The following is a 22,821-nucleotide window of genomic DNA, read 5'->3' on the forward strand; positions in this document are numbered from 1 at the left end:
TCATGGCACGCAAGTCAATTCTTTCGAAGCTTGGCACTGCACTTCTTGTGTTCATCATCGTGTCGCCGGCAATCTTCTTCTTCGTCTGGATGCTGTCGCTTTCTCTGAAATACGAAATCGACAACGGTGCTTACCCGCCGATCCTGATACCGGAACGCTTTGCCTGGTCGAACTACACCGATATCTTTGCGGCCAACGACTTCCTGCTCTACTTTTGGAACAGCCTTCTCGTGACCGGTATGGCGACATTGCTTGCGCTGCTGGTTGGTGTTCCGGCAGGCTATGGCATTGCACGGCTCAAGGCGCATAAATCGGCAATCGTCATCATGATTGCACGTATGACGCCGGGTCTTTCTTACCTGATTCCGCTGTTCCTGCTGTTCCAGACGCTGGGTCTGCTCGGTACACTCTGGCCCCAGATCATCATCCATCTGGTTGTCACCGTTCCAATCGTGATCTGGATCATGATCGGTTATTTCGAGACAACACCGATGGAGCTTGAAGAAGCAGCCATTATCGATGGCGCTTCCTCGTGGCAGGTGTTCATGAAAGTTGCACTCCCGATTGCCAAGCCCGGCGTTGTGGTTTCGCTGATCCTTGCGGTGATCTTCTCGTGGAACAATTTCGTTTTCGGCATCGTGCTCGCAAGCCGCGAGACACGCACCCTGCCGGTCGCAGTTTACAACATGCTGTCCTTTGAGCAGGTCAGTTGGGGGCCACTTGCCGCCGCGGCGCTTGTGGTGACATTGCCGGTCCTGTTGCTAACCGTTTTCGCACAGCGCCAGATCGTTGCTGGTCTGACTGCAGGCGCCGTCAAATAAGAGTTGAGGTTCAAGATGGCATCTGTATCCATCCGAAATGCAATCAAGAAATATGGCAATGTCGGCGTGTTGCACGGCGTGTCCGTGGATATTCAGGACGGCGAATTTGTCGTCCTGGTCGGCCCGTCGGGCTGTGGAAAATCCACGCTTCTGCGCATGATCGCAGGGCTTGAGGAAATCAGCGACGGTGAAATCGCCATTGGTCCGCGCGTGGTCAATGACCTGCGCGCCAAGGAACGCGATATCGCCATGGTGTTCCAGAATTATGCGCTCTATCCGCATATGACGGTAGCCGACAATATGGGCTTCGCGCTCATGCTGAAAAACGCGCCGAAGGAAGAACGCGACAGCCGTGTCAATCGTGCAGCAGAAATCCTCGGCCTCAACAAGCTGCTCGACCGCTTCCCCCGCCAGCTTTCCGGCGGTCAGCGCCAGCGTGTGGCCATGGGCCGTGCGATTGTTCGCGATCCGCAGGTCTTCCTGTTCGACGAGCCGCTCTCCAACCTTGACGCCAAGCTGCGCGTGCAGATGCGCGGTGAGATCAAGGGCCTGCATCAGCGTCTCAAGACCACCACGATTTACGTGACCCACGATCAGATCGAAGCCATGACCATGGCCGACAAGATCGTTGTCATGCGCGATGGTCTGGTGGAGCAGATTGGGGCGCCGCTCGATCTTTATGATCGTCCGGCCAATATGTTTGTCGCGGGCTTCATCGGTTCTCCATCGATGAACTTCGTCAACGGCAAGATCGAAGAAGGTTCGTTTGTGGCTGATGGCGGCTTCCGTCTGCCGCTGCCTGAAGGCGATTATTCAAGTCTTTCGGGCAAGGCCGTTTACGGTATGCGCCCTGAGCACATGAAGATTGCCGATAACGGCGTGCCGGTCACGGTCGAAATCGTTGAGCCGACCGGTTCGGAAATCATGGTTATGGGCAAGCTCGGCGATCAGCCGGTTACCTGTCTGTTCCGCGAGCGCCTGACGGTGCGTCCCGGCGATGTGCTGACCATTGCGGTTGATCCGGTAACAAGCCATGTGTTTGAGCCGGAAAAAGGTATGCGCGTCAGCCGCTAAATAATCTATCTAAAATGAAAACGCCGGGCTTTTGCCCGGCGTTTTGTTTTATTCCGCAGCCTCTTTCACGGCCATCGGATTGTTCGGATGAGTCGTCCAGTTGGCATATTGCGCCGGGATCGGCGCCTTGGTGCGTGGATCGAAATCACCGATCTGCTCCATGGTGATGCAATCCTCGACCGGGCAGACATTGACGCAAAGATTGCAGCCAACGCATTCCTCATCGATGACCTCAAAGTGGCGCGCACCATTCACCAGATTGGTGATTGCCTGATGCGAGGTGTCCTCGCAGGCAATATGGCAACGACCGCATTTGATGCAGAGATCCTGATCGATCCGCGCCTTGGTGACATAATTGAGGTTGAGATACTGCCAGTCGCTGACATGCCCCACAGCCATGCCACGGAAATCATCGAGCGTCTGATAACCCTTGCTATCCATCCAGTCCGACAGGCCATCGATCATTTCCTGAACGACCTTGAAGCCATAGGTCATGGCAGCCGTACAGACCTGAACCGTGCCGCAGCCGAGCGCAATAAACTCAGCCGCATCACGCCATGTGGTAATGCCGCCAATGCCTGAAATCGGCAAGCCATGCGTTTCAGGATCGCGCGCAATTTCGGCCACCATGTTAAGCGCAATCGGCTTCACTGCTGGACCGCAATAGCCGCCATGGCTCCCGCGACCATCAATGGATGGGACCGGCGACATGCTGTCGAGATCGACCGACACGATGGAATTGATGGTGTTGATCAACGACACGGCATCCGTACCCGCAGCATGGGCACCGCGTGCTGGCTTGCGAATATCAGTGATATTCGGCGTCAGTTTGGTGATCACTGGCATCCGGCTATATTGCTTGCACCACTTGACGACCATGGCGACATATTCCGGCACCTGGCCAACAGCCGCGCCCATGCCGCGTTCGCTCATGCCGTGCGGACAGCCGAAGTTCAACTCGATGCCATCTGCGCCGGTTTCTTCCACCAGCGGCAGAATGGCTTTCCATGCTTCTTCTTCGCATGGCACCATGATCGAAGCGATCAGTGCGCGGTCGGGCCAGCGCATCTTCACTTCTTTCATTTCGCGCAGGTTCACTTCGAGAGGCCGGTCGGTTATCAGCTCGATATTGTTAAGACCAAGCAGACGCCGGTCAGCACCATGGATAGCGCCATAGCGTGGACCATTAACATTGACCACCGGCGGGCCTTCGGAGCCCAGCGTTTTCCAGACCACGCCACCCCAGCCAGCCTTGAAAGCACGCTCGACATTGTAAGCTTTGTCAGTCGGCGGGGCTGAAGCCAGCCAGAATGGGTTTGGGGACTTGATGCCGAGGAAGTTCGTTGAAAGATCAGCCATGTTTACTCTCCTCAGCCCTGTTCCTGGCCCAAATGGACACTGCGGTCACGGGAAGCAGATGTTGAAGGTGCATGAAGAGCGCCGCCCGACAACACCGCATCGGCAAAGCCTTCAATTGCTTCGGGACGCTTGGTCAAAGTTGCATGGATGGATTCAGCGGCAACCTTGCCGTCTTCCACCGATGCGACAGTCAGATCCTGACCACCTGCAACACAGTCGCCCCCGGCCCATATGCCCTCAACGGATGTGCGACGATCTTCATCGACACTGATGCGTCCTTTGGAAAGCCCGATGCCTGAACCCGCTAGCGGCTCCGGTTCGAACTTCTGGCCGATTGCCTTGAAAACCTGATCGGCTTCAAGAATGAGATATTCGCCGGTGCCGGAAAGCTTGCCGCTATCGGCATTGGTATATTCAAAGACCACGGCATTGACCGTGCCGTCTTCGCTCCGTTCCAGTGCATGCGGCTGCAACCAGTGACGGATCACCACGCCATGAATCTGTGCCAGTTCCTGCTCATAGGCGCTGGCATTCATGCTCTCCTGACCGCGACGATAAACGATGGTCACGTTTTCAGCGCCGAGCTTCTTGGTCTGGATGGCGACGTCTACAGCGGTCATGCCGCCACCGATAACCACGACATTGCGGCCAACGGGCAGGGACGAGAGGTCTTTTGCCTGTCGCAGATTGGCGATGTAATCGACGGCATCGATCACATTGGGTGCATCTTCGCCCGCCAGTCCGAGATCATTCACGCCAGGCATGCCCATGCCGAGGAAAACCGCATCATAGCCCGCCTTCAGCGCTTCAATGGTGATGTCCTGACCAAGCGTCTGGTTATATTCGATGTTGATCGCGCCGATTTTGAGCACGAATTCGAGTTCGCGCTGGGCGAAATTATTGACCGTCTTATAGGCAGCGATACCATATTCATTGAGGCCGCCGCCCTTGGCGCGGGCTTCGAAAACAGTCACCTTATGGCCATGCATGGCAAGGCGATGAGCCGCAGAGATGCCCGCCGGACCTGCACCAACAACGGCGATGTGTTTGCCGGTTTCAGGCGCGCGCTTGAATGGATGATTGCCGGTTTCCATCAGAACATCGGTGGCATAGCGCTGCAATTCACCAATCTTGACCGGCTTGCCTTCCGAAGTTTCGCGAACGCACACTTCTTCGCAGAGCGTTTCTGTCGGGCAAACGCGGGCGCACATACCGCCAAGAATGTTTTCCGAAAGAATGGTCTTTGCGGCGCCCACCGGATTGCCAGCGTTGATCTGCCGAATGAACAACGGAATGTCGATGCTGGTCGGGCAGGCATTCATGCACGGTGCGTCGTAGCAAAAATAGCAGCGATCCGATTCCACAATGGCTTCATGCTTGGTAAGCGGCGGATGCAGATCGTCGAAAACATGCGCGTAGTCGGCCTTTTCAAGCCGCGCCCCACGGATGTCAGGCCCGTTTGCGTGTCCCGGATTATCGACTGCATCAATAGGCGAATTCTCTGCTGATCGCATGGATCGCATCTCCCATTTTTGCTTGCGTTTTGGCGCGGGTTCCCTTTGCGCACCTCAACTATTCCGGGCTGCGATCTTTGTCGTCATATGATGCCCGTTAATGACAGGATGACAGATTTTCACGGAAGGTCAAATTTTTTATCATCTGGTCAATTTATGAGGATTCCGCACTACAAATGCAGAAAAGGCCCGGCTGTAGGAGCGCGGGCCTTTGACATTCGGCAAAATGCGAAATCAAAGCGGATCGGATTTGAGACCGTCCGGGGTCGCTTCGGAGACCGGTAAAGTGCGGGGTTCTTTGGGTAGTGCCGGGCGAGAACTCAGCACCAGAGCGCAACCTGCAATGATGATAGCAGCGCCGACAAACTGAATCACGGAAAGCTGCTCCTTCAGGAACACCGCACCGACCAGAACTGCAATGACTGTCACCACAAATTCAACGCTGATGGCTTTTGTCGGTCCGACATTTCCGACCAGTTTGAAATAAAGCACATAGGTAAGCGCGCTCATCACACATGCCGAAATCAGCAGGTAAGCAAAGTCAACCGGCCCCGGCATGGCTGGCACGGGGACGGCAACGATCAATGGCAAGCTCAGAATGCCGCCAAAGACGAATGCGCCGATGGTGGTTTCCCATGAGCCGGTGCCGGAAAGACGGCGGCTGGCATAGTTGCTGCCGAAAGCCGCTGAAAAACAGGAGAAAAGCACAGCAACACAGCCCATGATGAAGGCAGGCGTGACAGCAACGGCCGGGAAGCCAACCAGAAGCACGATGCCGGTCACGCCAAGCAGCAGGCCGATAAGGCCACGCGAGGTGATGCGTTCAAGACCCCAGAGCTGGCTGATGACCATCGAGAAAAGCGGAATGGATGCAACGCAGATAGCGGCCATCGCCGTGCCGATCAGCGGCGTGCCATAGGAAAGGCCGATCAGTTGTCCCGCAACCGTGGTTGCGCCGACGACTGCGAAAGGTTTCCACCCGGCATGAAAATCAAGTCTGCGTCCGGAAAGTTTCGCGATTGCAAAAAGCGTTCCGGCGGCAATGAAGGAGCGGAAAGTGACCGCGCCAACCCAGCCGAAGGCTTCGACCACGCGCAGCACGACGAGGAACGATAGTCCCCATGCCACGGCAAGAAAAATATAGGTCGCGATATCTCTGGGTTTCATGCCAGCAGGCTTTCAAGAAGTATTGCGAATTAACGAAGACCGGATTGTTAGGGAACGCCGTTGCAGCTTTATAAGAGTGACGCCGGATCAGGTCGTTTTTGCGGCGGCGTTCGATGCCGCTTCTGCGATATTGGCAAAGAAGCGGTCCGCGATCTTTCGTGCCACCGAACCAAGCAATTTCGTGCCGATCTGTGCCACCTTGCCACCAGCATCACCACGTATGGCATAGGATAAAATCGTGTCGTCGCCATCTTCGTCCAGACGCACATCGGTCGCACCGTGCGCAAAGCCGGCTATGGAGCCTTCACCATGGCCGGAGATCGTATAGGAGACCGGTGGTTTCATATTCGACAATTCCAGAATGCCGTGAAAGCGAACCTTCAGAATCCCGAAACTCACTTTGAGGGCAGCGCGTATCTCTGTTTCCGAAATACGCTCGATATCTTCGCAACCGGGAATGCAGGATTTCAGCGTTTCGATGTCGTTCAACGCATCCCAAACTGCTTGTCGTGGCGCCGCAATCCGCTCTTCTCCGGTCAGGTCCATGCTTCACTCCGAGGTGGATCACCCTAAATTGATCAATATGGTGTATATGACACTCTGTCCAAATTGGAAGTTCGGTAATTTATTTGCCGCAAATCTTCTCTAAAGCGCTTAATGTCCGCAATTAAATCGATTTGATTCGGGAGTAGCATCATGGCAAGAGACGCGACGAAGCTTGAAGCAACGGTCGCAAAGCTTAAAAAGCACTGGGCAGATTCGGCCCCGCACGATATGCGCGCGGCGTTCAAATCAGACCCGGGCCGGTTCGAGCGGTATTCGCTATCCCTGGATGACCTTCTGTTCGATTGGTCAAAATGCCGGGTCAACGACGAAACGATCGGGCTGCTCAAGGAACTGGCCGTTGCTGCCGATGTTGAAGGCCGTCGTGCAGCGATGTTTGCGGGTGAGCACATCAACAACACGGAGGACCGCGCCGTTCTCCATGTCGCGCTGCGCGATACTTCCTCGAAGGAAGTGCTCGTTGACGGGCACAATGTTCTGCCGGACGTGAAGGAAGTGCTCGACCGTATGGCGGCATTTGCGGACGGTATTCGGTCGGGTGCCATCAAGGGAGCGACCGGAAAGAAGATCACCGATATCGTCAATATTGGCATTGGCGGGTCCGACCTCGGACCTGTCATGGCAACTCTGGCTCTTTCTCCATATCATGATGGCCCTCGTGCGCATTTTGTCTCCAATATCGACGGCGCGCACATTGCAGATACGCTTGGCATCCTCGATCCAGCAACAACGCTTGTCATCATCGCTTCCAAGACGTTCACGACCATCGAAACAATGACCAACGCGCAGACTGCGCGCAAATGGGTGGCGGATGCGCTTGGAGAAGCGGCTGTAGGCGCCCATTTTGCGGCTGTCTCCACTGCACTGGACAAGGTCGCTGCCTTCGGCATTGCTGAAGACCGGGTCTTCGGTTTCTGGGACTGGGTCGGCGGACGTTATTCCGTGTGGTCGGCTATCGGCCTGCCCGTGATGATTGCGATTGGACCGGAGGATTTCCGCAAGTTTCTGGCAGGTGCGCATTCGATGGATGTGCATTTCCGAGATGCTCCGCTGGAAAAGAACTTAGCCGTCTGGCTGGGCCTTATCGGGTACTGGCATCGTGCGATCTGTGGCCATGGCAGCCGGGCGATCATACCCTACGACCAGCGTCTTGCCCGTCTCCCTGCCTATCTGCAGCAGCTGGATATGGAATCGAATGGCAAGAGCGTAACGGTTGATGGCAAGCCGGTTTCCGGTCCCACCGGCCCGGTTGTGTGGGGTGAGCCTGGTACGAACGGCCAGCACGCTTTCTTCCAGCTTCTGCATCAGGGCACCGACACCATTCCGCTCGAATTCATCGTTGCGGCAAAGGGCCATGAAAAGCACCTCGACCATCAGCATGAAATGCTGCTGGCGAATTGCCTTGCACAGTCCGAGGCCTTGATGAAGGGGCGTACCCTTGATGAAGCGCGGGCGCAGTTGAAAGCAAAGAACCTTCCGGAAAGCGAAGTCGAACGCATTGCGCCGCATCGCGTTTTCTCGGGCAACCGTCCTTCGTTGACGCTGGTTCATGACAAGCTGGATCCGTTCGCTCTCGGACGTCTGGTAGCGCTGTATGAACACCGCGTGTTCGTCGAAGCACAGATTTTCGGCATCAATGCTTTCGATCAATGGGGCGTCGAGCTTGGCAAGGAACTTGCCACCGAACTTCTGCCGGTGGTTTCGGGCGAGGAAGCGAGCGACGGTCGCGACGCATCCACACAAGGGCTTGTCGCGCATCTGCATGCGCGAAGGAAAGCTTGACGGCATTCTCTGCACAGCTAGAAATAAAGGAGAGCCGGGTTTGTAACCCGGCTCTCTTCATGAGAGATAAAATGGGAAATGAAATGAAAACCGAGATCGTAAAATTTGCCGGCGATGTGCCGGGAAATGCCATCGAGTTGCGAGTGCTGCGCTTTGCAGGCAAGGACAGCGATGCGCCTTCCGCTTATTTGCAATCTTCGCTTCACGGTGCAGAACTTCCGGGGCAGGCGGCTCTTCATTTCCTGGTTCCGATGTTGAAGAAGGCGGCCGATGAAGGGCGCATTCTTGGCAATATCACCGTTGTTCCGCAAGCCAACCCGATCGGTTCCAATCAGTGGCAGGCACATCAGCATCTCGGTCGTTTCGAGACGTTTTCGCTGACCAATTTCAATCGCGCTTTCCCGCTACTGCCGGATTTTGACACCTCTGAACTGCCTGAGCCGGATGCGCCGATTTCGCTGGCACAGCGCTTGAAGGCGACGCTTTTGAAGCTGGCTCTGCCAAATGACATCGTGCTCGACCTGCATTGCGACGACGAGAGCGAAAATTACGTTTATATCGCGGAAGAGTTTGCCGAGGATATGAAGGATCTGGCTATCGCGTTGAACTCGACAGCAATCCTCGCATGGGACACGACCGCTGATGCAGCTTTTGAAGAAGCTTGTGCCCATCCTGTCCTGAAGTTGCCGGCGGACAAGCGCAACATGAAGCGCCGGGCTGTTACGACGGTTGAATTTCGCGGTTTGAGTGATGTTTATGCCGATATGGGCAAAGGCGACGCTGAAGGCCTGTACAAATTCCTCGTGCATCGGGGTGTTGTCCGCGACGACAATGCGAAGCTAGAGACGGAATATAAGGGTCTTGTTACACCGCTTTCGCATGTCGAGATGCTGCGCGCACCGGAAGGCGGCATGGTGTTGTTCCATGTAGCGCCGGGCGATGAAGTAAAGGCGGGCACGAAGCTGGTTACAGTGGTTACGAAGCCGGGTGAACCAGAGGGCGACATCACGCTGACCGCCCCGCAGGACGGGCGCATCCTGACCCGTCGCTCGCTGCGTTATGTTCGTCGTGGGGATGATCTTCTCAAACTGCTTGGCGCGAAGCCTTCTGCTGTCAAGAAACGTGCCGGTGCATTGGAAGCATGAGCGACAAGCTTTCCGCCGAGCGTATAAAGTCGATCCGTGCCGTCCTGTTCGACAAGGACGGCACATTGATCGATTTCGACCGTACCTGGTTTTCAATCTCGTGGCAGCTTGCGCAGCGCGCTGCAAAGGGTGACGAGATAAGGGCTCGCGCATTGCTTGATGCGGGAGGTTATGACTGGCTGACCGAGCGTTTCCGGGCCAATTCGGTTATCGCTGCCGGCACAGTCGAAGATATCGTTTCGCTTTGGCATCCAGATATTGCGTCGGAGCAGTTGCGCAAGCTGGTCGAAGAATATGATGCTTATTGCGTAACCGAAGGTGCGCGTTCAGCGGTTGCTATTGAAGCTGTTCGCGAAACGTTGGAAGTGCTTCGCACAATGGGCTTCCGGCTAGGCATTGCTACCAATGATTCCGAAGCTGGTGCGCATGCCACCGCCAAAGCTCTGGGTATTCATGGGCTCTTCGATGTCGTGATCGGCTATAACACGGCGGCGCGCCCAAAACCGTATCCCGATCCGCTGCTTTATTTTGCAGAAAAGCTGGGATTGGCACCTGACGAGATCGCCATGGTCGGGGACAATCTGCATGATCTGGAAACAGCCCATGCTGCCGGGGCAGGGCTTGCAGTCGGTGTTCTATCGGGCAATTCTCCTCTTGAGGCGCTGGAGCCTCATGCCGATGTGGTGTTGGACAGCGTGGCTGGGCTGCCTGAACTGCTGAAGAGATGAGTGCTGGCTTCCATTCAGACAATTGAATGGAAGCATCAGGACAATTCATCTTCGATGCTCTTGCGGTGTGATTGGCGTGGAGTAGCATGGCGGGACGTTTAACGTTCCCGAGCTATGTCCATGATCCTGATCGGTCAGTATGATTCCCCTTTTGTGCGGCGTGTCGCTATCGCCATGCGGCTCTACGGCCTGCCATTCGAACATAAACCTTGGTCGACATTTGGTGACCGTGACAGGCTTGCGGAGTTTAATCCGCTGAGCCGTGTGCCGACGCTTGTGCTGGATGATGGCGACGTCGTGATCGAAAGCGCGGCGATACTCGACTATCTCGATGAGATCGCAGTCGGCAAGCCTCCGTTGATCGCGCCAAAAGGTGCCGAACGCCGTCAGACATTGAAGATATGCGCGCTTTCTACCGGACTTGCCGATAAGGCCGTAAGCCTTCTCTATGAAGGTTTGCTGCGAAGCGAAAAATCAAACGTTTGGGTTGAGCGGTGCGAGACGCAGATCGCGCGGGTGCTGGATGTTCTGGAAAGTGATCTTGCAGAACGGAAATCATCGTACTGGTTTGGAGACGAAATTGGGCATGCCGATATCGCGGCGGCTTGCGCGCTTCGCTTTCTGCGCGAGGCGCATCCCAATCTCTTTAATGAACAGAAATATCCGGCATTGGCTGGTCTGGCGGCTCGATGCGAAGCGCTGGCACCTTTTCAGGAAATCGTTCAGCCTCTGGCGCCGCCCTCTGCATGATTCAGTCTGAAACGATTGCGGCCGGATGAAATGTCCGGCCGCATTTGTTTCTAAATTTCAACGTTCTCAGTCGCGAAGTTCGCGGCGCAAAATCTTGCCAACATTGCTCTTTGGCAGGCTTTCGCGGAATTCCACTTCGCGCGGGCGTTTGTAGTTGGTGAGACGTTCGGCACAATAGGCTTTAACTTCGTCTTCGGTCAGGTTGAGGTCACTGCGGACAACGAACAACTTCACGACTTCGCCCGAATGCTCGTTCGGTATACCGACAGCAGCGGTCTCCACAATGCCTGGATGACCGGCGGCAACTTCTTCGATTTCGTTTGGATAGACATTGAAGCCGGAAACCAGGATCATGTCCTTCTTGCGGTCGACGATCTTGGTGTAACCGCGTTCGTCCATGAAGCCCATGTCGCCCGTGCGGAAGAAACCATCGGGCATGATCGCGCGCTTGGTTTCATCAGGACGTTCCCAATATCCCTTCATCACCTGCGGACCGCGCACGCAGATTTCCCCGACCTCACCGAGTGCCAGGTCATTTCCGTCATCGTCACGGATTGCCACATCGGTCGATGGCATGGGCAGGCCGATGGTTCCGGAGAACTCGGTTGCATCGAGCGCGTTGGCGCAGGCTACGGGCGAGGTTTCCGAAAGGCCATATCCTTCCGTGATGTGACAACCGGTCATTTTCTGCCAGCGTTCGGCAACAGGACGTTGCACAGCCATTCCGCCGCCGAGAGTGAGAATAAGAGGTTTGAAATCCAGGGTCTGGAAATCTGGATTATTCATGAGGCCATTGAACAGGGTGTTGAGGCCCGGAAAGATATGGAACGGGTATTTCTTCAGCTCCTTGACGAAGCCAGCAATATCGCGCGGATTGGGAATGAGGATATTTCGCGCGCCGAGCTTGATGCCGATCATCGCATTCACTGTAAGCGCGAAAATATGATAAAGCGGTAGGGCGCACACGAAATTCAGCGCCTTGGGCTTGCCCTTGTTCCGGAATGCAACCTCCATCCAGACATGCATCTGCTCCACATTCGCAAGAATATTGCTATGGGTCAGCATGGCACCTTTCGAGATGCCTGTCGTGCCGCCTGTATATTGCAGGAAGGCAAGGTCAGAACCTTGAACCGGAATAGGGTTGAAGGACTGGGCATGGCCTTGAGCCAATGCATCCTTGAAACGGATATGTCCCGGAATGTTCCACACCGGCACCATTTTCTTTACGCGGCGCACGACCAGATTGATGATGTGGCCCTTCAAGCCATGCATGTCGCCCATCGACGCGACAATAATATTGGGAACATTGACGGAGTTGAGGGTCTTTTCCACCGTCGAGGCGAAGTTTTCCAGAACAATCAATGCCTTGGCACCTGAATCGTTCAACTGGTGTTCCAGTTCGCGTGGCGTATAAAGCGGATTGACGTTCACCACCACGAAACCGGCGCGGAGAATAGCCGTAAACGCAATTGGATAATGCAGGATGTTTGGCATCATCACTGCAACGCGATCACCTTTGACGAGACCACGCGATTGGAGAAACGCTGCAAGCGCACGGGAATGCTCGTCCAGCTCCTTGAAAGAGAGGTCCTTCCCCATGCAAGTGAAGGCGGGGTTGCCGGGGAACTGTCGGCAGGAAGCCAGAATCATGTCGCCAATGGAGGACGTTTTGCTGAGATCAATCTCATGCGGAACGCCTGCCGGGTATGATTTCAACCAGATCTTTTCCCGCAGAGACGCACTTTTATCGGCTGTATCTGCCGCGACGGGTTCAACTACGGATGCACTTTGCCCAGTCGTTTTTTTTGCCATTTCTTCTCCCCGGATTGCTCCGTCCTAAGTAGGGCCGCCTGCGCGCCCGCCGTCTCCCAAGCCGCCCGCCCGCGGACAGCCTCCTCAATCATAAATGTGGTCGAGTTTTACTCTCTTCGCAAGAGTTACATTGACGTAAGCGTAAATTAAAAAAGAGTCGAGCGTCTTCCCCAATTTTTAAGTCCAACAATCACAATAGGTTGAAACTTAGCATCGGGGAAAATAGCAGCCTCGCTAGTGTGGCGAATCCGAAATTCGTCTCACGCGGGAGTGAGATTGTGTACGAATTTCCGATTCAAAGCACACTAGCCGAGCCATATCACAATTGTGTCGGTCAATCCGTTTGGTGTTCTTCAGATGACTGATTTCTCAGGGACCGAATAAGTATGGAGATTGCTTTGCCACCATAGGTTACCAGATCGTAGTTCCTGTCACCCCGCAACCATTCATTGAGGAGACCGCTCAACATGGAAAGCAGGATCGGCGCTGCCGTATCAGCAGTCCACTCTTTTGAAAGCTCCCCACGTCTGGCAGCCACGTCGAGCAATCCTGCAAACAATGAGAGGACATTGGATCGTGCTTCTCTGAGACGATCTTCGAGCGGGGCTATTTCGCCAACGAACTCGCATCGCTGGTTGATGATGATGAAAATGTTCTGCTGCCGCTCATCGTTGGAGAAAAGTTGCAGCGCCTGAATAATCGATTGTTCCAGAACATGCATTGGATTGGGGTGATCGACAGCCGCTGCCTGTAACATGATTTCTTCTTGTGGAAACCGGACGCTGCCTATGATTGTGCGGATAATTTCAAGCTTGTCGTGAAAATGGAAATAAATCGCTCCCCGTGTCACACCGGCATGACAGGCGATTTCCATCAGTGTAGATTGGTTGACACCGCGCTCGAGGAAAACCTGCTCGGCGGCCACCAGAATGGCTTCCCGGGTTTCGGCTGCCTCGGCTTTCGTTCTTCGCATGATTTCTCTCGGATGGATGCAGACTAATGGCCCAATTTGCCAGTGAATCTGGATAACTCATTCGTGATCTGTAATATTAGGTGATTGACTATAACACGGTAGTTCGTGTTTACAAACACTTGTGTATGTTAAATTGGCAGCACCGCGCGACAGCAAGGGCACTCCCATCATGACTATGAACCGTTCTATTCGGCTTTTTGCGGCAGGGGCCGCATTTCTCGTCTTTGCGGGGCAACCCGTTCTGGCGCAAGCACCGGGGGGTGCAACACCGCCTCCGCCACAGGTATCCGTAACTGTGGTCAAGCCGCATGACGTACCTGTTACCTATGAATATGCGGCGCGCATCAGCGCCTATCGCGATGTCCAGGTGCGCGCGCGCGTGGGTGGAATATTGCTTCACCGTAATTTCGTCGAAGGGACGGAAGTCAAAGCAGGCGACGTGTTGTTCGAAATAGACCCGGCGCCTTACGAGGCCGAGCTTGAAAAGGCTCAGGCACAGGTGGCGCAGGCTGAAGCGCAGTATCAGCAATCCATCCGCGATGCTGAACGCGCTGAACAACTCGTCCAGCAGAAGGTGCAGAGCACCGCCGTGCGTGATTCCGCTTTCGCAACGCGCGATCTGAACAAGGCGTCGGTTGCGGCAGCTAAAGCACAGCTTCGCACAGCAGAACTCAATCTGAGCTATACCAAGGTCACCGCGCCCATCAGCGGTATCACCAGCCTTGAGCAAGTGAACGAAGGCAGCCTTATCGGGACAGACGCATCTTCCAGTCTCCTGACCTCGATCACGCAGCTTGATCCGGTTTATGTGAATTTCTCCTTCACAGATACGGAAGCAGCAGAAATCGATCGTTTGCGTGCTGAGCGCGGTGCAACGGGTGAAGATGCGGATCGCCTCAAGATCAAGGTTCTGTTCGGCGACGGACAGGCTTACGATCATGAAGGTACGATCGACTTCACCTCGTCGTCGCTCGATACCGAAACGGGCACGCTCGGCGCTCGTGCGGTTGTAGAGAATCCGAATCGTCGCCTGATCCCTGGTCAGTTCGTTCGCGCAGTGATTCTCGGCATTCAGGTCAAGAACGCTATCACGATCCCGAAGGCTGCATTGCTTCAGGGCCCGCAAACGCAGTTTGTATATGTCGTCAACAAGGACAACGTTGTCGAAGTGCGACCGATCACGGTTGCTCGTGAATTGAGCGACGCATGGCTGGTTTCCGAAGGTCTCAGCGCAGGCGATCGGGTTATTACCGAGGGCCTTATCAAGGCAGCTCCGGGTAAGCCCGTGAATCCTGTCGACGCAGCTACTGAAGCAAGCAATCAAACATCGCCCGATAAGGCTGGTGCTGATGCTGGCAAAGAACAGGCGGCAGGCAAGCAATGAATAGATTCTTCGTCGACCGCCCCGTTTTCGCGGCGGTCATCTCCATTGTGCTCGTGCTGGCTGGCCTGATCTGTATCCGGATCCTGCCGATTGCGCAGTACCCTGAATTGACGCCGCCACAGGTCGTCGTCAGTGCAACCTATCCCGGTGCAAGTGCCGAAACAGTGGCGCAGACTGTTGCTGCGCCATTGGAACAGCAGATCAACGGCGTCGAGAACATGCTTTATATGCAGTCCTCGAGCCTTGGTAGCGGTACGATGCAGTTGACCGTGACCTTCGCTCTGGGCACCGACCCGGATCAGGCCACCATCAACGTCAACAACCGCGTGCAGCGTGCAACCTCGTCACTTCCGCAGGAAGTGCAGCGTCTCGGTGTCACGGTGGACAAGCGTTCCACCACGATTCTGGGCATGGTCGCCATGTTCTCCGACAGCGATCGTTATGACCGCACCTATGTCGGTAACTACGCGCTTCTAAACGTGGTCGACGACCTCAAGCGTTTGCAGGGTGTTGGCGATGTGCAGCTGCTTGGCAATATCGATTATTCGATGCGTATCTGGCTGCGTCCAGACAAGCTGGCGCAGTATAATCTGACCCCGAGCGATGTCTCGACAGCCATTCAGGAGCAGAATGCGCAGTTTGCAGCAGGCCGCTTCGGCGACCAGCCTGACCCGCAAGCTGGTCCGTTCACCTATACGGCGACCACGCAGGGGCGTTTGCCGGATGCTGCGGCTTTCGAGAACATCATCCTGCGTTCCAGCTCCAACGCCGCAACGCTGCGTCTCAAGGATGTCGCGCGCGTCGAGCTCGGCACGGAAAGCTATCTCGTCGACAGTAATCTTAACGGCACGTCTGCTGTCCCGATTGCAATCTATCTGCAACCGGGTGCGAACGCGCTCAATACGATGGAACTCATTCAGAACCGTATGAATGAGCTGAAGGCGAGCTTCCCAGCTGGTATCGATTACTCGATCCCGTTTGATACGACAAAATTCATCAAGGTCTCCATCGAGGAAGTGGTTCACACCTTCATAGAGGCGATCATTCTCGTCGTGCTGGTGGTTTTCATCTTCCTGCAGAACTGGCGGGCGACACTTATTCCCATCATCGCGGTGCCGATCTCGATCATTGGTACTTTCGCGGGCATGTATGTGCTTGGCTTCTCCATCAACCTCCTGACGCTTTTCGGCCTGGTGTTGGCAATCGGTATCGTGGTCGATGACGCCATTGTGGTTCTGGAAAACGTCGAACGTATCATGACGACCGAGAAACTGTCGCCACGCAAGGCCGCCATCAAGGCCATGGGCGAAGTGACAGGACCGGTTGTCGCGATTGTTCTCGTGCTTTGCGCCGTGTTCATTCCAGTGGCCTTCATGGGCGGTCTTGTAGGCGAAATGTACAAGCAATTCGCCGTCACCATCGCGATTTCGGTGACGTTGTCCGGTCTTGTGGCTCTGACACTGACACCGGCGCTCTGCGCACTGATCCTGAAGCCTGGCCATCACGAGCCAATGCTACCGTTCCGCATCTTCAACCGCTTCTTCGAGCGGGTGACAGACGGCTATTCTCGTGGCGTTCGCTTCTTTTTGAAGCGCGCCGCAATCGGTCTGATCATTTTTGCAGGCCTTCTTGGCGCCACCTACTATCTTTTCGAGAGGGTGCCGGGATCGCTGTTGCCTGATGAGGATCAGGGTTTCCTGTTCAGCGTTGCGGTACTTCCTCCTGCGGCCTCTCTGGAGCGCACAACGGCGGTTCTGGATCAGGCAAGCGCGAATATCCGGAAAAGCCCGGCTGTGGAAAGCGTCTTCGCGGTATCCGGTTTCGACCTTCTGTCGGGCGGTCTGAAAACCAGTGCGGGCACGATGTTCATCATGCTCAAAGACTGGAAAGAGCGTACGACACCTGAGACTGACGCACGCAATCTTCCCGGCGCGATCATGGCGATGAATTCGGGCATCAAGGACGGGCTTGTTCTGGCGTTCAACCCACCTCCGATCATGGGCCTCAGCACGACCGGCGGTTTTGAACTCTATGTTCAGGATCGTACAGGCGGTGGTGTGGAATCGCTGACACGTGCGACCAAGCTCATTACTGAAGCTGCGGCCAAGCGGCCGGAGTTGCAGGGCGTTCGTACGACGTTTGATCCGAACGTTCCACAGTATGACATCCAGCTTGATCGCGAAAAGGCGAAGGCTATGGGTGTGCCGATCAACTCCGTATTCACTGCAATGCAGGCGACGTTCGGCAGCCTCTACGTCAACGATTTTACGCTGTTTGGCCGCAACTATCAGGTTAACCTGCAGTCGGAAGCCGAGTTCCGTCGCGATCCAAGCGATCTCAAGCATGTCTTCGTGCGAGCCAATTCTGGCAGCATGATCCCGCTTGATGCTCTTGTGACCGTCAAGCGTATTGTTGGCCCCGATCAGCTGGAACGCTTCAATGCCTTCAACGCAGCGAAGATTACCGGTAACCCGGCACCGGGTTTCACCTCTGGTGACGCGATCAAGGCAATGCAGGAAGTGGCGGCGGAAGTTCTTCCGCAAGGCTATCAGATCGCATGGACCGGCTCGGCCTATCAGGAAGTGACCACCAGCGGCACCGGCACACAGGCCATGATCTTTGGTCTTGTCATGGTGTTCCTGATCCTTGCTGCACAGTATGAACGCTGGAGCCTGCCGCTCGCCGTCATCACCGCAGTACCGTTTGCTATCTTCGGTGCGCTGTTGGCGACCGATCTGCGCGGGTTGACCAATGACGTGTATTTCCAGATCGGTCTGGTGACACTCATAGGTCTGGCGGCGAAGAACGCTATTCTGATTGTGGAATTCGCGGTGCTTGAACGAGAGACGGGCAAGTCCGCCATCGAGGCGGCAGCGTCGGCAGCTCGTTTGCGCTTCCGTCCGATTGTGATGACCTCGCTGGCCTTCATTCTTGGCGTGGTGCCGCTCGCCATCAGCACGGGTGCCGGTTCGGCAAGCCGTCACTCGATCGGTACGGGCGTTATCGGCGGCATGTTGGCAGCAACGTTTATCGCTACGTTCTTCATTCCGATGTTCTACAGCCTGATAGCGCGCAAGCCTCCGAAGAAACCGGAGGACGAAGATGTGAATGAAACAACTGGTCCGAATGGACCGGCTGACAATCAGATCTAGAGCATGTCTCCCGAAAGTGGGAACCGGTTTCGGGATAAAGACATGCGTAAAAACAAACGGCTAGAGCATTTCCAATGGTTCAATCAAAACAGGAAATGCTCTAGCCAGTTTCTAGAGCCAAACAAAAGCCCCGCCGAAAGGCGGGGCTTTTTGCATCAGCCTATGCTTGCACTCCCCGGCAAGGCTGGAAATGCTCTAGAACAGCGATGCGATACTCTGAACGATTGCCCAGCCTAGAAACGTTGCCGGTACGCTGAGTGCAGCAAGCATGATACCCAGAAAAACGTAGGCAGCCTCATTAGGCGAACGCTTTGTTTGCTCCGGAGCCTTGTGCCATTGAGCAGGTACACCATCGAACATTGTATAAATCCTCCTTCTCCCTCAATTTGATTATTGATGAGAGGGCGATATGTTCAAGTCAAAATAAATAGATGTATTTATTGATGTTTTTATGTTAGAAGCAGCCCAATTCACGCTGAGGAGCGTGCGAATGTGCCGATCTTTGGGTCTTAATTTGTGCTTATATATTTGATAGAAAATAACTTTACTTTTGTACTGTAAGTATCGATATATCCGAAGTTTCAAAAATATCTGAAAACTCGCTTAGTGGCGAATCTTCTCTGCGTCAAAATGGCACGCAATGGGTGGCCTGATTTTACCGGCCAAATTTGACTGAGGCTCGGCTCAATAAAAGCTGTTGGGAAAATAGCGCAGGTAGAGCTCAGTCAGCGTGCCTTTCTGCTGCAATGCCTGGAGGGCATTGTTGAAGGCACTGACAAGGGGAGCGTTTTTCTGAGCAACTGCAATGCTGAGACCAGAACCAAGATATTGTGGCGCAAGGTAGGGGCCAGCTGCGAAGGAGCAGCATGCATGACCTTCTGGGCTGTTCAACCACATGGAAAGTGACATGCCGTCGTGGAAAACAACGTCAACCTTGCCGCTCTTGAGGTCAGCGAGCATGAGTGAAGCATCCGCGTAAGGCTTGGCCAGAGCTTGAGGAAAATAGCTTTTCAGCAATTGCTCATGAGCCGTGCCTGCGACCACGCCAACGGTCTTGCCCTTCGTGGCTAAAACTGGGTCATCGTTGAAAGCATTTGCATTGGTCGTCGCAAATCGCGCAGGCAGTCGCATGTAGGAGCGCGAATAGACGAACTGCCCCCGGTTCATTTCGGTTGGCTTCCATCCGGCTATGATGGCTTCTGCCTGTCCGCTAAGCAGTCGTTCTTCAAGTTCATTCCAGGGGACAGCTTCAATCTGACAGATATCGTCGACACCCAGTTGACGGCAAAGGGCTTTGGCAAGGTCGACATTATAGCCTGCAAGTTGGCCCTGATCGCCCAGCATGTTGAACGGGGGGAAGTCGACGGTTGTAATGAATCTCAGACGGTTGAGCGCTTGCAGGGACGGCAATGGCAGGCGCTCCTTCTGGTTAATGAAGGAGGGAGCTTCCGGCTGTCTGTCTGAAGCCTGAGCACCATGAACGCCACATGCAAATACCAGCGCGATCAGCAGTCTTGGAAGATAGGATTTCATGGCCCGATTTTGCTCCGTTTCCCTATAATTTCGCGTTAACTGAAAAATTGAGCGGCGAGCAATATTCAACGAAGGTTCAATGAAAATAAAGGTTGCAATTCTTTTTCAGTATAATACCTTCCGATTGTAATTTTACTGCAATAATCATCTAATAAAACTAGCGGTAAATAATATATAAGTAAATTAATAAAACATAACATATGAGTATTCAGTAGTGCGGGGGTGCTATGAGTAGCAGATCGATTGCATTCGATCTGGAGATATGCAGTGCCATATCAGCCAGATTGGAACAATATGGCGTGTCTAGAGATGCGTTGTTGGCGGCCTATAGTACGGCCGCTCACCATGGAACATCTTATTGCGTGGAATTGGTTCAGCGAGGTGCCGTCGCAGAACCCATCATTTATGAAGCTATCGCCGATCTTCTCGGGCTGGAGTTCACAAACGAGGCCTTACCGTCTCGCATATTCGTTTCGGGCGAAGAGAAACCATCGGCTTTCGTTGAGGTCGGGCAGGTTATAGTGCTCGGTGCAGACGGAGGTAGCTACCTCTACATCGCGCCATCGGAAAACCGTATCAGAACGCTTCGAGATCATATTCTTGCGTCACCGCAGTTGAAGAACCGGATACGTATCTGCACGCCGACACTTTTGAAACAGATCATGCGGCAACGACATCAGAAGGATCTGATAGCAAGGGCCCATGAAATGACGCCGCAGTCACTTTCGGCTGCACGCGTTCTGGATACGCCGCAGGCATTTATCATTGCCATGGCACTCTATGCGGTCTTCGCCTGCATGTACAATTGGCCGGGGATCACTCTTCTGGTGCTCCACGTTGCGCTGTCAGTATTCTTCTTCGGTTGCGTGATGATCCGTTTGTTTGCGGCTGTTGCCGGGCAACGATTGAAGTTCCTTGAGATCAGGAAATCCAAGCCACGCGATTTACCGAGCTATTCTGTTCTGGTTCCACTCTATCGCGAGCAGGACGTGGTTGGTCAGCTTATCTCGAGCTTGAAGCGATTGAACTGGCCAGCCAGTAAACTCGACATCAAGCTTGTCTGCGAAAAGGACGACTTCGATACAATATCGGCGATACGTCGTGAGCAGCTTCCATTAAATTTTGAATTGGTCCTCGTGCCGTCCGGTGGCCCAAAGACGAAGCCAAAGGCGCTCAATTACGCATTGCAGTTTGCGCGCGGCGAGATTGTTGCGGTCTTCGATGCGGAGGATCGCCCGCACCCCGATCAGTTGCTTGAGGCGTGGCAGACTTTTCAGGCGGAGGGCGACAAGCTGGCCTGCGTGCAGGCGCCCCTCATTATCGGAAATTTCCGCCATAATTTGCTGACGCGAATGTTCGCCTTTGAATATGCCGCACTTTTCCGCGGGCTCTTGCCGTGGCTTGCGTCTCGTGGGCTTGTCATTCCGCTCGGCGGTACATCCAATCATTTCCGCCGATCTTGCCTGGAACAGGTTGGCGGCTGGGATGCCTATAATGTCACGGAAGACGCCGATCTCGGTGTGCGGCTCGCTCGATTTGGCTATCGCATTGGCGTCATCACGCGTGGAACTATTGAGGATGCACCAGTGAACTATGATGTCTGGCGCAAGCAGCGAACACGCTGGCTCAAAGGCTGGATGCAGGCATGGCTCGTTCATGGACGCCAGCCGCATAATACTTGGCGCGAGCTCGGCTGGTTCAGATTTTCCGTCAATCAGATCTACACATTGGGCATAATCAGTTCGGCGCTTCTGCACCCGCTCATGCTGGCCATGTTCGCAATCTTGCTGATCAGCATGTTGTTCGGCCCCCTGACGACACACGGTATCTGGCTATTGGGGATCGATGTGACGAACATATTGCTGGCTTATCTGAGCTTTTATCTTCTGGGCGCGAGAACGATGGAGCCAACGGAGTTGGGAGGTTATGCATACCTGTTCTCAATCCCGATATACTGGGTGTTGATTTCGATCTCGGCCTGGCGCGCACTATGGCAGCTGGTGCGTGTGCCTCATCTGTGGGAAAAGACGCCGCACCAGCCAAGTCTGTTTTACATTTCCGGGAATGACGAGGTGAGAAATGTAGAACCACGCCCGATGATCGATTGATCCTCGGCCCCGATTGCCTGTAGGTCTCGGCCTTCATAGGGCAATGTCAAAAGGATGCGCCGGATTGCAGCCAGTCTGGCGCGCCTCTTGTCATTGGAGCGAATGATCGTCCAGGGTGAGTAACCCGTATCGGTCCTCTCGAGCATAGTGTGCAAGGCTTCGGAATAATCATTCCAGCGGGAAATGCCTGCCACATCCATCGGTGAGAATTTCCAGTTCTTGAGCAAGCTATGGCGACGCTCGTGAAAGCGCTTGAGCTGCATTTCCTGACCGATATCCAGCCAGAATTTGAAAAGGTGGATGCCATCCGTAACGATCATGCGCTCGAAATCTGGTGTTTCGGTCAGGAACGTTTCAAGCTGCGTCGGAGTGCAGAAACCCATCACCCGTTCCACGCCAGCACGGTTGTACCATGAGCGGTCGAAGGTAACGAACTCACCGGCCGTTGGAAAATGCGCGACATAACGCTGGAAGTACCATTGCCCCTGTTCAGTTTCGGTTGGCTTCGGCAAGGCGACATTGCGTGCGGTTCTAGGATTCATGAACTCGCGGATTGTAAAAATGGTGCCACCCTTGCCAGCAGCGTCCCGGCCCTCGAAAACGCTGATGACGCGTCCGCCAGTGTCCTGAAGCCAATATTGCAGTTTGACGAGTTCAATCTGAAGCCGCTCCAGCGTTTCTTCATATTCGTCCGACTTCATCTTGGAGGGATAAGGGTATCCGCCTGACTGCAATGCATTGTCATCGATCCATTTCGGCAGCTTCGGATCGTTTATGTCAAACGACCGCGCCTCACCTCCAATTTTCAGCTTGATTGGCTTGTCGCTTGATTTTGCCTCGTCTTTTTTGTCTTTCTTTTTGTTAGCTGTCTTCGAACTGTCACCCACGGCAATTCCCTTTCGTTTATATCAAAGCATGATATGGGCTGTTTGGAAGCCGCGTAAAGGACGTTCGA

General features: G+C 54.5%; 18 protein-coding genes. 9 read left to right on the forward strand and 9 right to left on the reverse strand.

Translation table 11 applies throughout. From position 1 onward, the window contains the following. Positions 1–2 precede the first annotated feature (2 nt). Both F9K94_RS12980 and F9K94_RS12985 read left to right on the forward strand, forming a co-directional pair. Positions 3–821 carry a carbohydrate ABC transporter permease gene (locus F9K94_RS12980; protein WP_061344961.1) on the forward strand — a complete coding sequence of 273 codons (819 nt, stop codon included), beginning with the start codon at positions 3–5 and terminating at the stop codon, positions 819–821. 15 nt (positions 822–836) lie between these two features. Next, positions 837–1,895, forward strand: coding sequence for an ABC transporter ATP-binding protein (locus F9K94_RS12985; protein WP_061344962.1), 1,059 nt, complete (start codon positions 837–839; stop codon positions 1,893–1,895). A 48-nt stretch (positions 1,896–1,943) separates the two neighbouring features. On the opposite strand, the gene preA is transcribed toward F9K94_RS12985, so the two are convergent. The 4 genes from preA to F9K94_RS13005 form a co-directional block, all read right to left on the reverse strand. Then, positions 1,944–3,254, reverse strand: a complete 1,311-nt coding sequence (gene preA / locus F9K94_RS12990) for an NAD-dependent dihydropyrimidine dehydrogenase subunit PreA (protein WP_061344963.1) — start codon at positions 3,252–3,254, stop codon at positions 1,944–1,946. A gap of 11 nt (positions 3,255–3,265) precedes the next feature. After that, positions 3,266–4,777 carry an NAD(P)-dependent oxidoreductase gene (locus F9K94_RS12995; RefSeq protein ID WP_192799499.1) on the reverse strand — a complete coding sequence of 504 codons (1,512 nt, stop codon included), beginning with the start codon at positions 4,775–4,777 and terminating at the stop codon, positions 3,266–3,268. 225 nt (positions 4,778–5,002) lie between these two features. Then, complete coding sequence (locus tag F9K94_RS13000; protein ID WP_151646091.1) at positions 5,003–5,935, reverse strand: DMT family transporter; 933 nt, start codon at positions 5,933–5,935, stop codon at positions 5,003–5,005. 87 nt (positions 5,936–6,022) lie between these two features. Beyond that, a complete protein-coding gene (locus tag F9K94_RS13005) occupies positions 6,023–6,481 on the reverse strand; it encodes an SRPBCC family protein (protein WP_071631937.1) in 459 nt (152 codons plus the stop codon). A 150-nt stretch (positions 6,482–6,631) separates the two neighbouring features. Here F9K94_RS13005 and pgi point away from each other — a divergent pair, with 150 nt between their 5' ends. The 4 genes from pgi (at position 6,632) to F9K94_RS13025 (ending at position 10,904) form a co-directional block, all read left to right on the forward strand. Then, positions 6,632–8,281, forward strand: a complete 1,650-nt coding sequence (gene pgi / locus F9K94_RS13010; protein WP_151646093.1) for a glucose-6-phosphate isomerase — start codon at positions 6,632–6,634, stop codon at positions 8,279–8,281. Between the two features lie 83 nt (positions 8,282–8,364). Beyond that, the gene (locus tag F9K94_RS13015) at positions 8,365–9,426 is read left to right on the forward strand and encodes a succinylglutamate desuccinylase/aspartoacylase family protein (protein ID WP_151614990.1); all 1,062 of its coding nucleotides are present in this window, start codon (positions 8,365–8,367) and stop codon (positions 9,424–9,426) included. Further along, positions 9,423–10,154 carry an HAD family hydrolase gene (locus tag F9K94_RS13020; protein WP_151646095.1) on the forward strand — a complete coding sequence of 244 codons (732 nt, stop codon included), beginning with the start codon at positions 9,423–9,425 and terminating at the stop codon, positions 10,152–10,154. Before F9K94_RS13015 ends, F9K94_RS13020 begins: the two co-directional genes overlap by 4 nt. 120 nt (positions 10,155–10,274) lie before the next feature. Further along, positions 10,275–10,904: a glutathione S-transferase family protein gene (locus F9K94_RS13025; RefSeq protein WP_061345232.1), complete on the forward strand. Its 630-nt coding sequence runs from the start codon at positions 10,275–10,277 to the stop codon at positions 10,902–10,904. Between the two features lie 66 nt (positions 10,905–10,970). Here the strand turns inward: F9K94_RS13025 and F9K94_RS13030 are convergent, their stop codons facing one another. Further along, positions 10,971–12,716 (reverse strand): long-chain fatty acid--CoA ligase, encoded by a 1,746-nt coding sequence (locus F9K94_RS13030; RefSeq protein ID WP_061344969.1) that lies wholly within the window; start codon positions 12,714–12,716, stop codon positions 10,971–10,973. 334 nt (positions 12,717–13,050) lie between these two features. Next, a complete protein-coding gene (locus tag F9K94_RS13035) occupies positions 13,051–13,689 on the reverse strand; it encodes a TetR family transcriptional regulator (protein WP_151646099.1) in 639 nt (212 codons plus the stop codon). A 169-nt stretch (positions 13,690–13,858) separates the two neighbouring features. Here F9K94_RS13035 and F9K94_RS13040 point away from each other — a divergent pair, with 169 nt between their 5' ends. Both F9K94_RS13040 and bepE read left to right on the forward strand, forming a co-directional pair. Then, a complete protein-coding gene (locus F9K94_RS13040) occupies positions 13,859–15,073 on the forward strand; it encodes an efflux RND transporter periplasmic adaptor subunit (protein ID WP_151614994.1) in 1,215 nt (404 codons plus the stop codon). Then, positions 15,070–18,225 (forward strand): multidrug efflux RND transporter permease subunit BepE, encoded by a 3,156-nt coding sequence (bepE, locus tag F9K94_RS13045; protein WP_061344972.1) that lies wholly within the window; start codon positions 15,070–15,072, stop codon positions 18,223–18,225. Before F9K94_RS13040 ends, bepE begins: the two co-directional genes overlap by 4 nt. A 195-nt stretch (positions 18,226–18,420) precedes the next feature. On the opposite strand, the gene F9K94_RS24415 is transcribed toward bepE, so the two are convergent. Together F9K94_RS24415 and F9K94_RS13050 are read right to left on the reverse strand one after the other, a co-directional pair. Next, positions 18,421–18,585, reverse strand: a complete 165-nt coding sequence (locus F9K94_RS24415) for a hypothetical protein (RefSeq protein ID WP_167522179.1) — start codon at positions 18,583–18,585, stop codon at positions 18,421–18,423. A 324-nt stretch (positions 18,586–18,909) separates the two neighbouring features. Next, on the reverse strand, positions 18,910–19,758 hold the full coding sequence (locus tag F9K94_RS13050; protein ID WP_151646101.1) for a transporter substrate-binding domain-containing protein: 849 nt from the start codon (positions 19,756–19,758) through the stop codon (positions 18,910–18,912). 227 nt (positions 19,759–19,985) lie between these two features. Between F9K94_RS13050 and F9K94_RS13055 the strand changes: the two genes are divergently transcribed. Beyond that, complete coding sequence (locus F9K94_RS13055) at positions 19,986–21,866, forward strand: glycosyltransferase family 2 protein (RefSeq protein WP_192799500.1); 1,881 nt, start codon at positions 19,986–19,988, stop codon at positions 21,864–21,866. On the opposite strand, the gene ppk2 is transcribed toward F9K94_RS13055, so the two are convergent. Further along, on the reverse strand, positions 21,809–22,753 hold the full coding sequence (ppk2, locus tag F9K94_RS13060) for a polyphosphate kinase 2 (RefSeq protein WP_151646105.1): 945 nt from the start codon (positions 22,751–22,753) through the stop codon (positions 21,809–21,811). The two genes, F9K94_RS13055 and ppk2, sit on opposite strands and share 58 nt — an antisense overlap. Positions 22,754–22,821 lie beyond the last annotated feature (68 nt).

Source organism: Brucella tritici (assembly GCF_008932285.1).
In the GTDB taxonomy this organism is placed as follows: Bacteria; Pseudomonadota; Alphaproteobacteria; order Rhizobiales; family Rhizobiaceae; genus Brucella; species Brucella tritici.

Coding starts and splice junctions, on each gene's coding strand:
- F9K94_RS12980 (WP_061344961.1), top strand. CDS start 3: ATGGCACGCAAGTCAATTCTTTCGAAGCTTGGCACTGCACTTCTTGTG.
- F9K94_RS12985 (WP_061344962.1), top strand. CDS start 837: ATGGCATCTGTATCCATCCGAAATGCAATCAAGAAATATGGCAATGTC.
- preA (WP_061344963.1), bottom strand. CDS start 3,254: ATGGCTGATCTTTCAACGAACTTCCTCGGCATCAAGTCCCCAAACCCA.
- F9K94_RS12995 (WP_192799499.1), bottom strand. CDS start 4,777: ATGCGATCCATGCGATCAGCAGAGAATTCGCCTATTGATGCAGTCGAT.
- F9K94_RS13000 (WP_151646091.1), bottom strand. CDS start 5,935: ATGAAACCCAGAGATATCGCGACCTATATTTTTCTTGCCGTGGCATGG.
- F9K94_RS13005 (WP_071631937.1), bottom strand. CDS start 6,481: ATGGACCTGACCGGAGAAGAGCGGATTGCGGCGCCACGACAAGCAGTT.
- pgi (WP_151646093.1), top strand. CDS start 6,632: ATGGCAAGAGACGCGACGAAGCTTGAAGCAACGGTCGCAAAGCTTAAA.
- F9K94_RS13015 (WP_151614990.1), top strand. CDS start 8,365: ATGAAAACCGAGATCGTAAAATTTGCCGGCGATGTGCCGGGAAATGCC.
- F9K94_RS13020 (WP_151646095.1), top strand. CDS start 9,423: ATGAGCGACAAGCTTTCCGCCGAGCGTATAAAGTCGATCCGTGCCGTC.
- F9K94_RS13025 (WP_061345232.1), top strand. CDS start 10,275: ATGATCCTGATCGGTCAGTATGATTCCCCTTTTGTGCGGCGTGTCGCT.
- F9K94_RS13030 (WP_061344969.1), bottom strand. CDS start 12,716: ATGGCAAAAAAAACGACTGGGCAAAGTGCATCCGTAGTTGAACCCGTC.
- F9K94_RS13035 (WP_151646099.1), bottom strand. CDS start 13,689: ATGCGAAGAACGAAAGCCGAGGCAGCCGAAACCCGGGAAGCCATTCTG.
- F9K94_RS13040 (WP_151614994.1), top strand. CDS start 13,859: ATGACTATGAACCGTTCTATTCGGCTTTTTGCGGCAGGGGCCGCATTT.
- bepE (WP_061344972.1), top strand. CDS start 15,070: ATGAATAGATTCTTCGTCGACCGCCCCGTTTTCGCGGCGGTCATCTCC.
- F9K94_RS24415 (WP_167522179.1), bottom strand. CDS start 18,585: ATGTTCGATGGTGTACCTGCTCAATGGCACAAGGCTCCGGAGCAAACA.
- F9K94_RS13050 (WP_151646101.1), bottom strand. CDS start 19,758: ATGAAATCCTATCTTCCAAGACTGCTGATCGCGCTGGTATTTGCATGT.
- F9K94_RS13055 (WP_192799500.1), top strand. CDS start 19,986: ATGAGTAGCAGATCGATTGCATTCGATCTGGAGATATGCAGTGCCATA.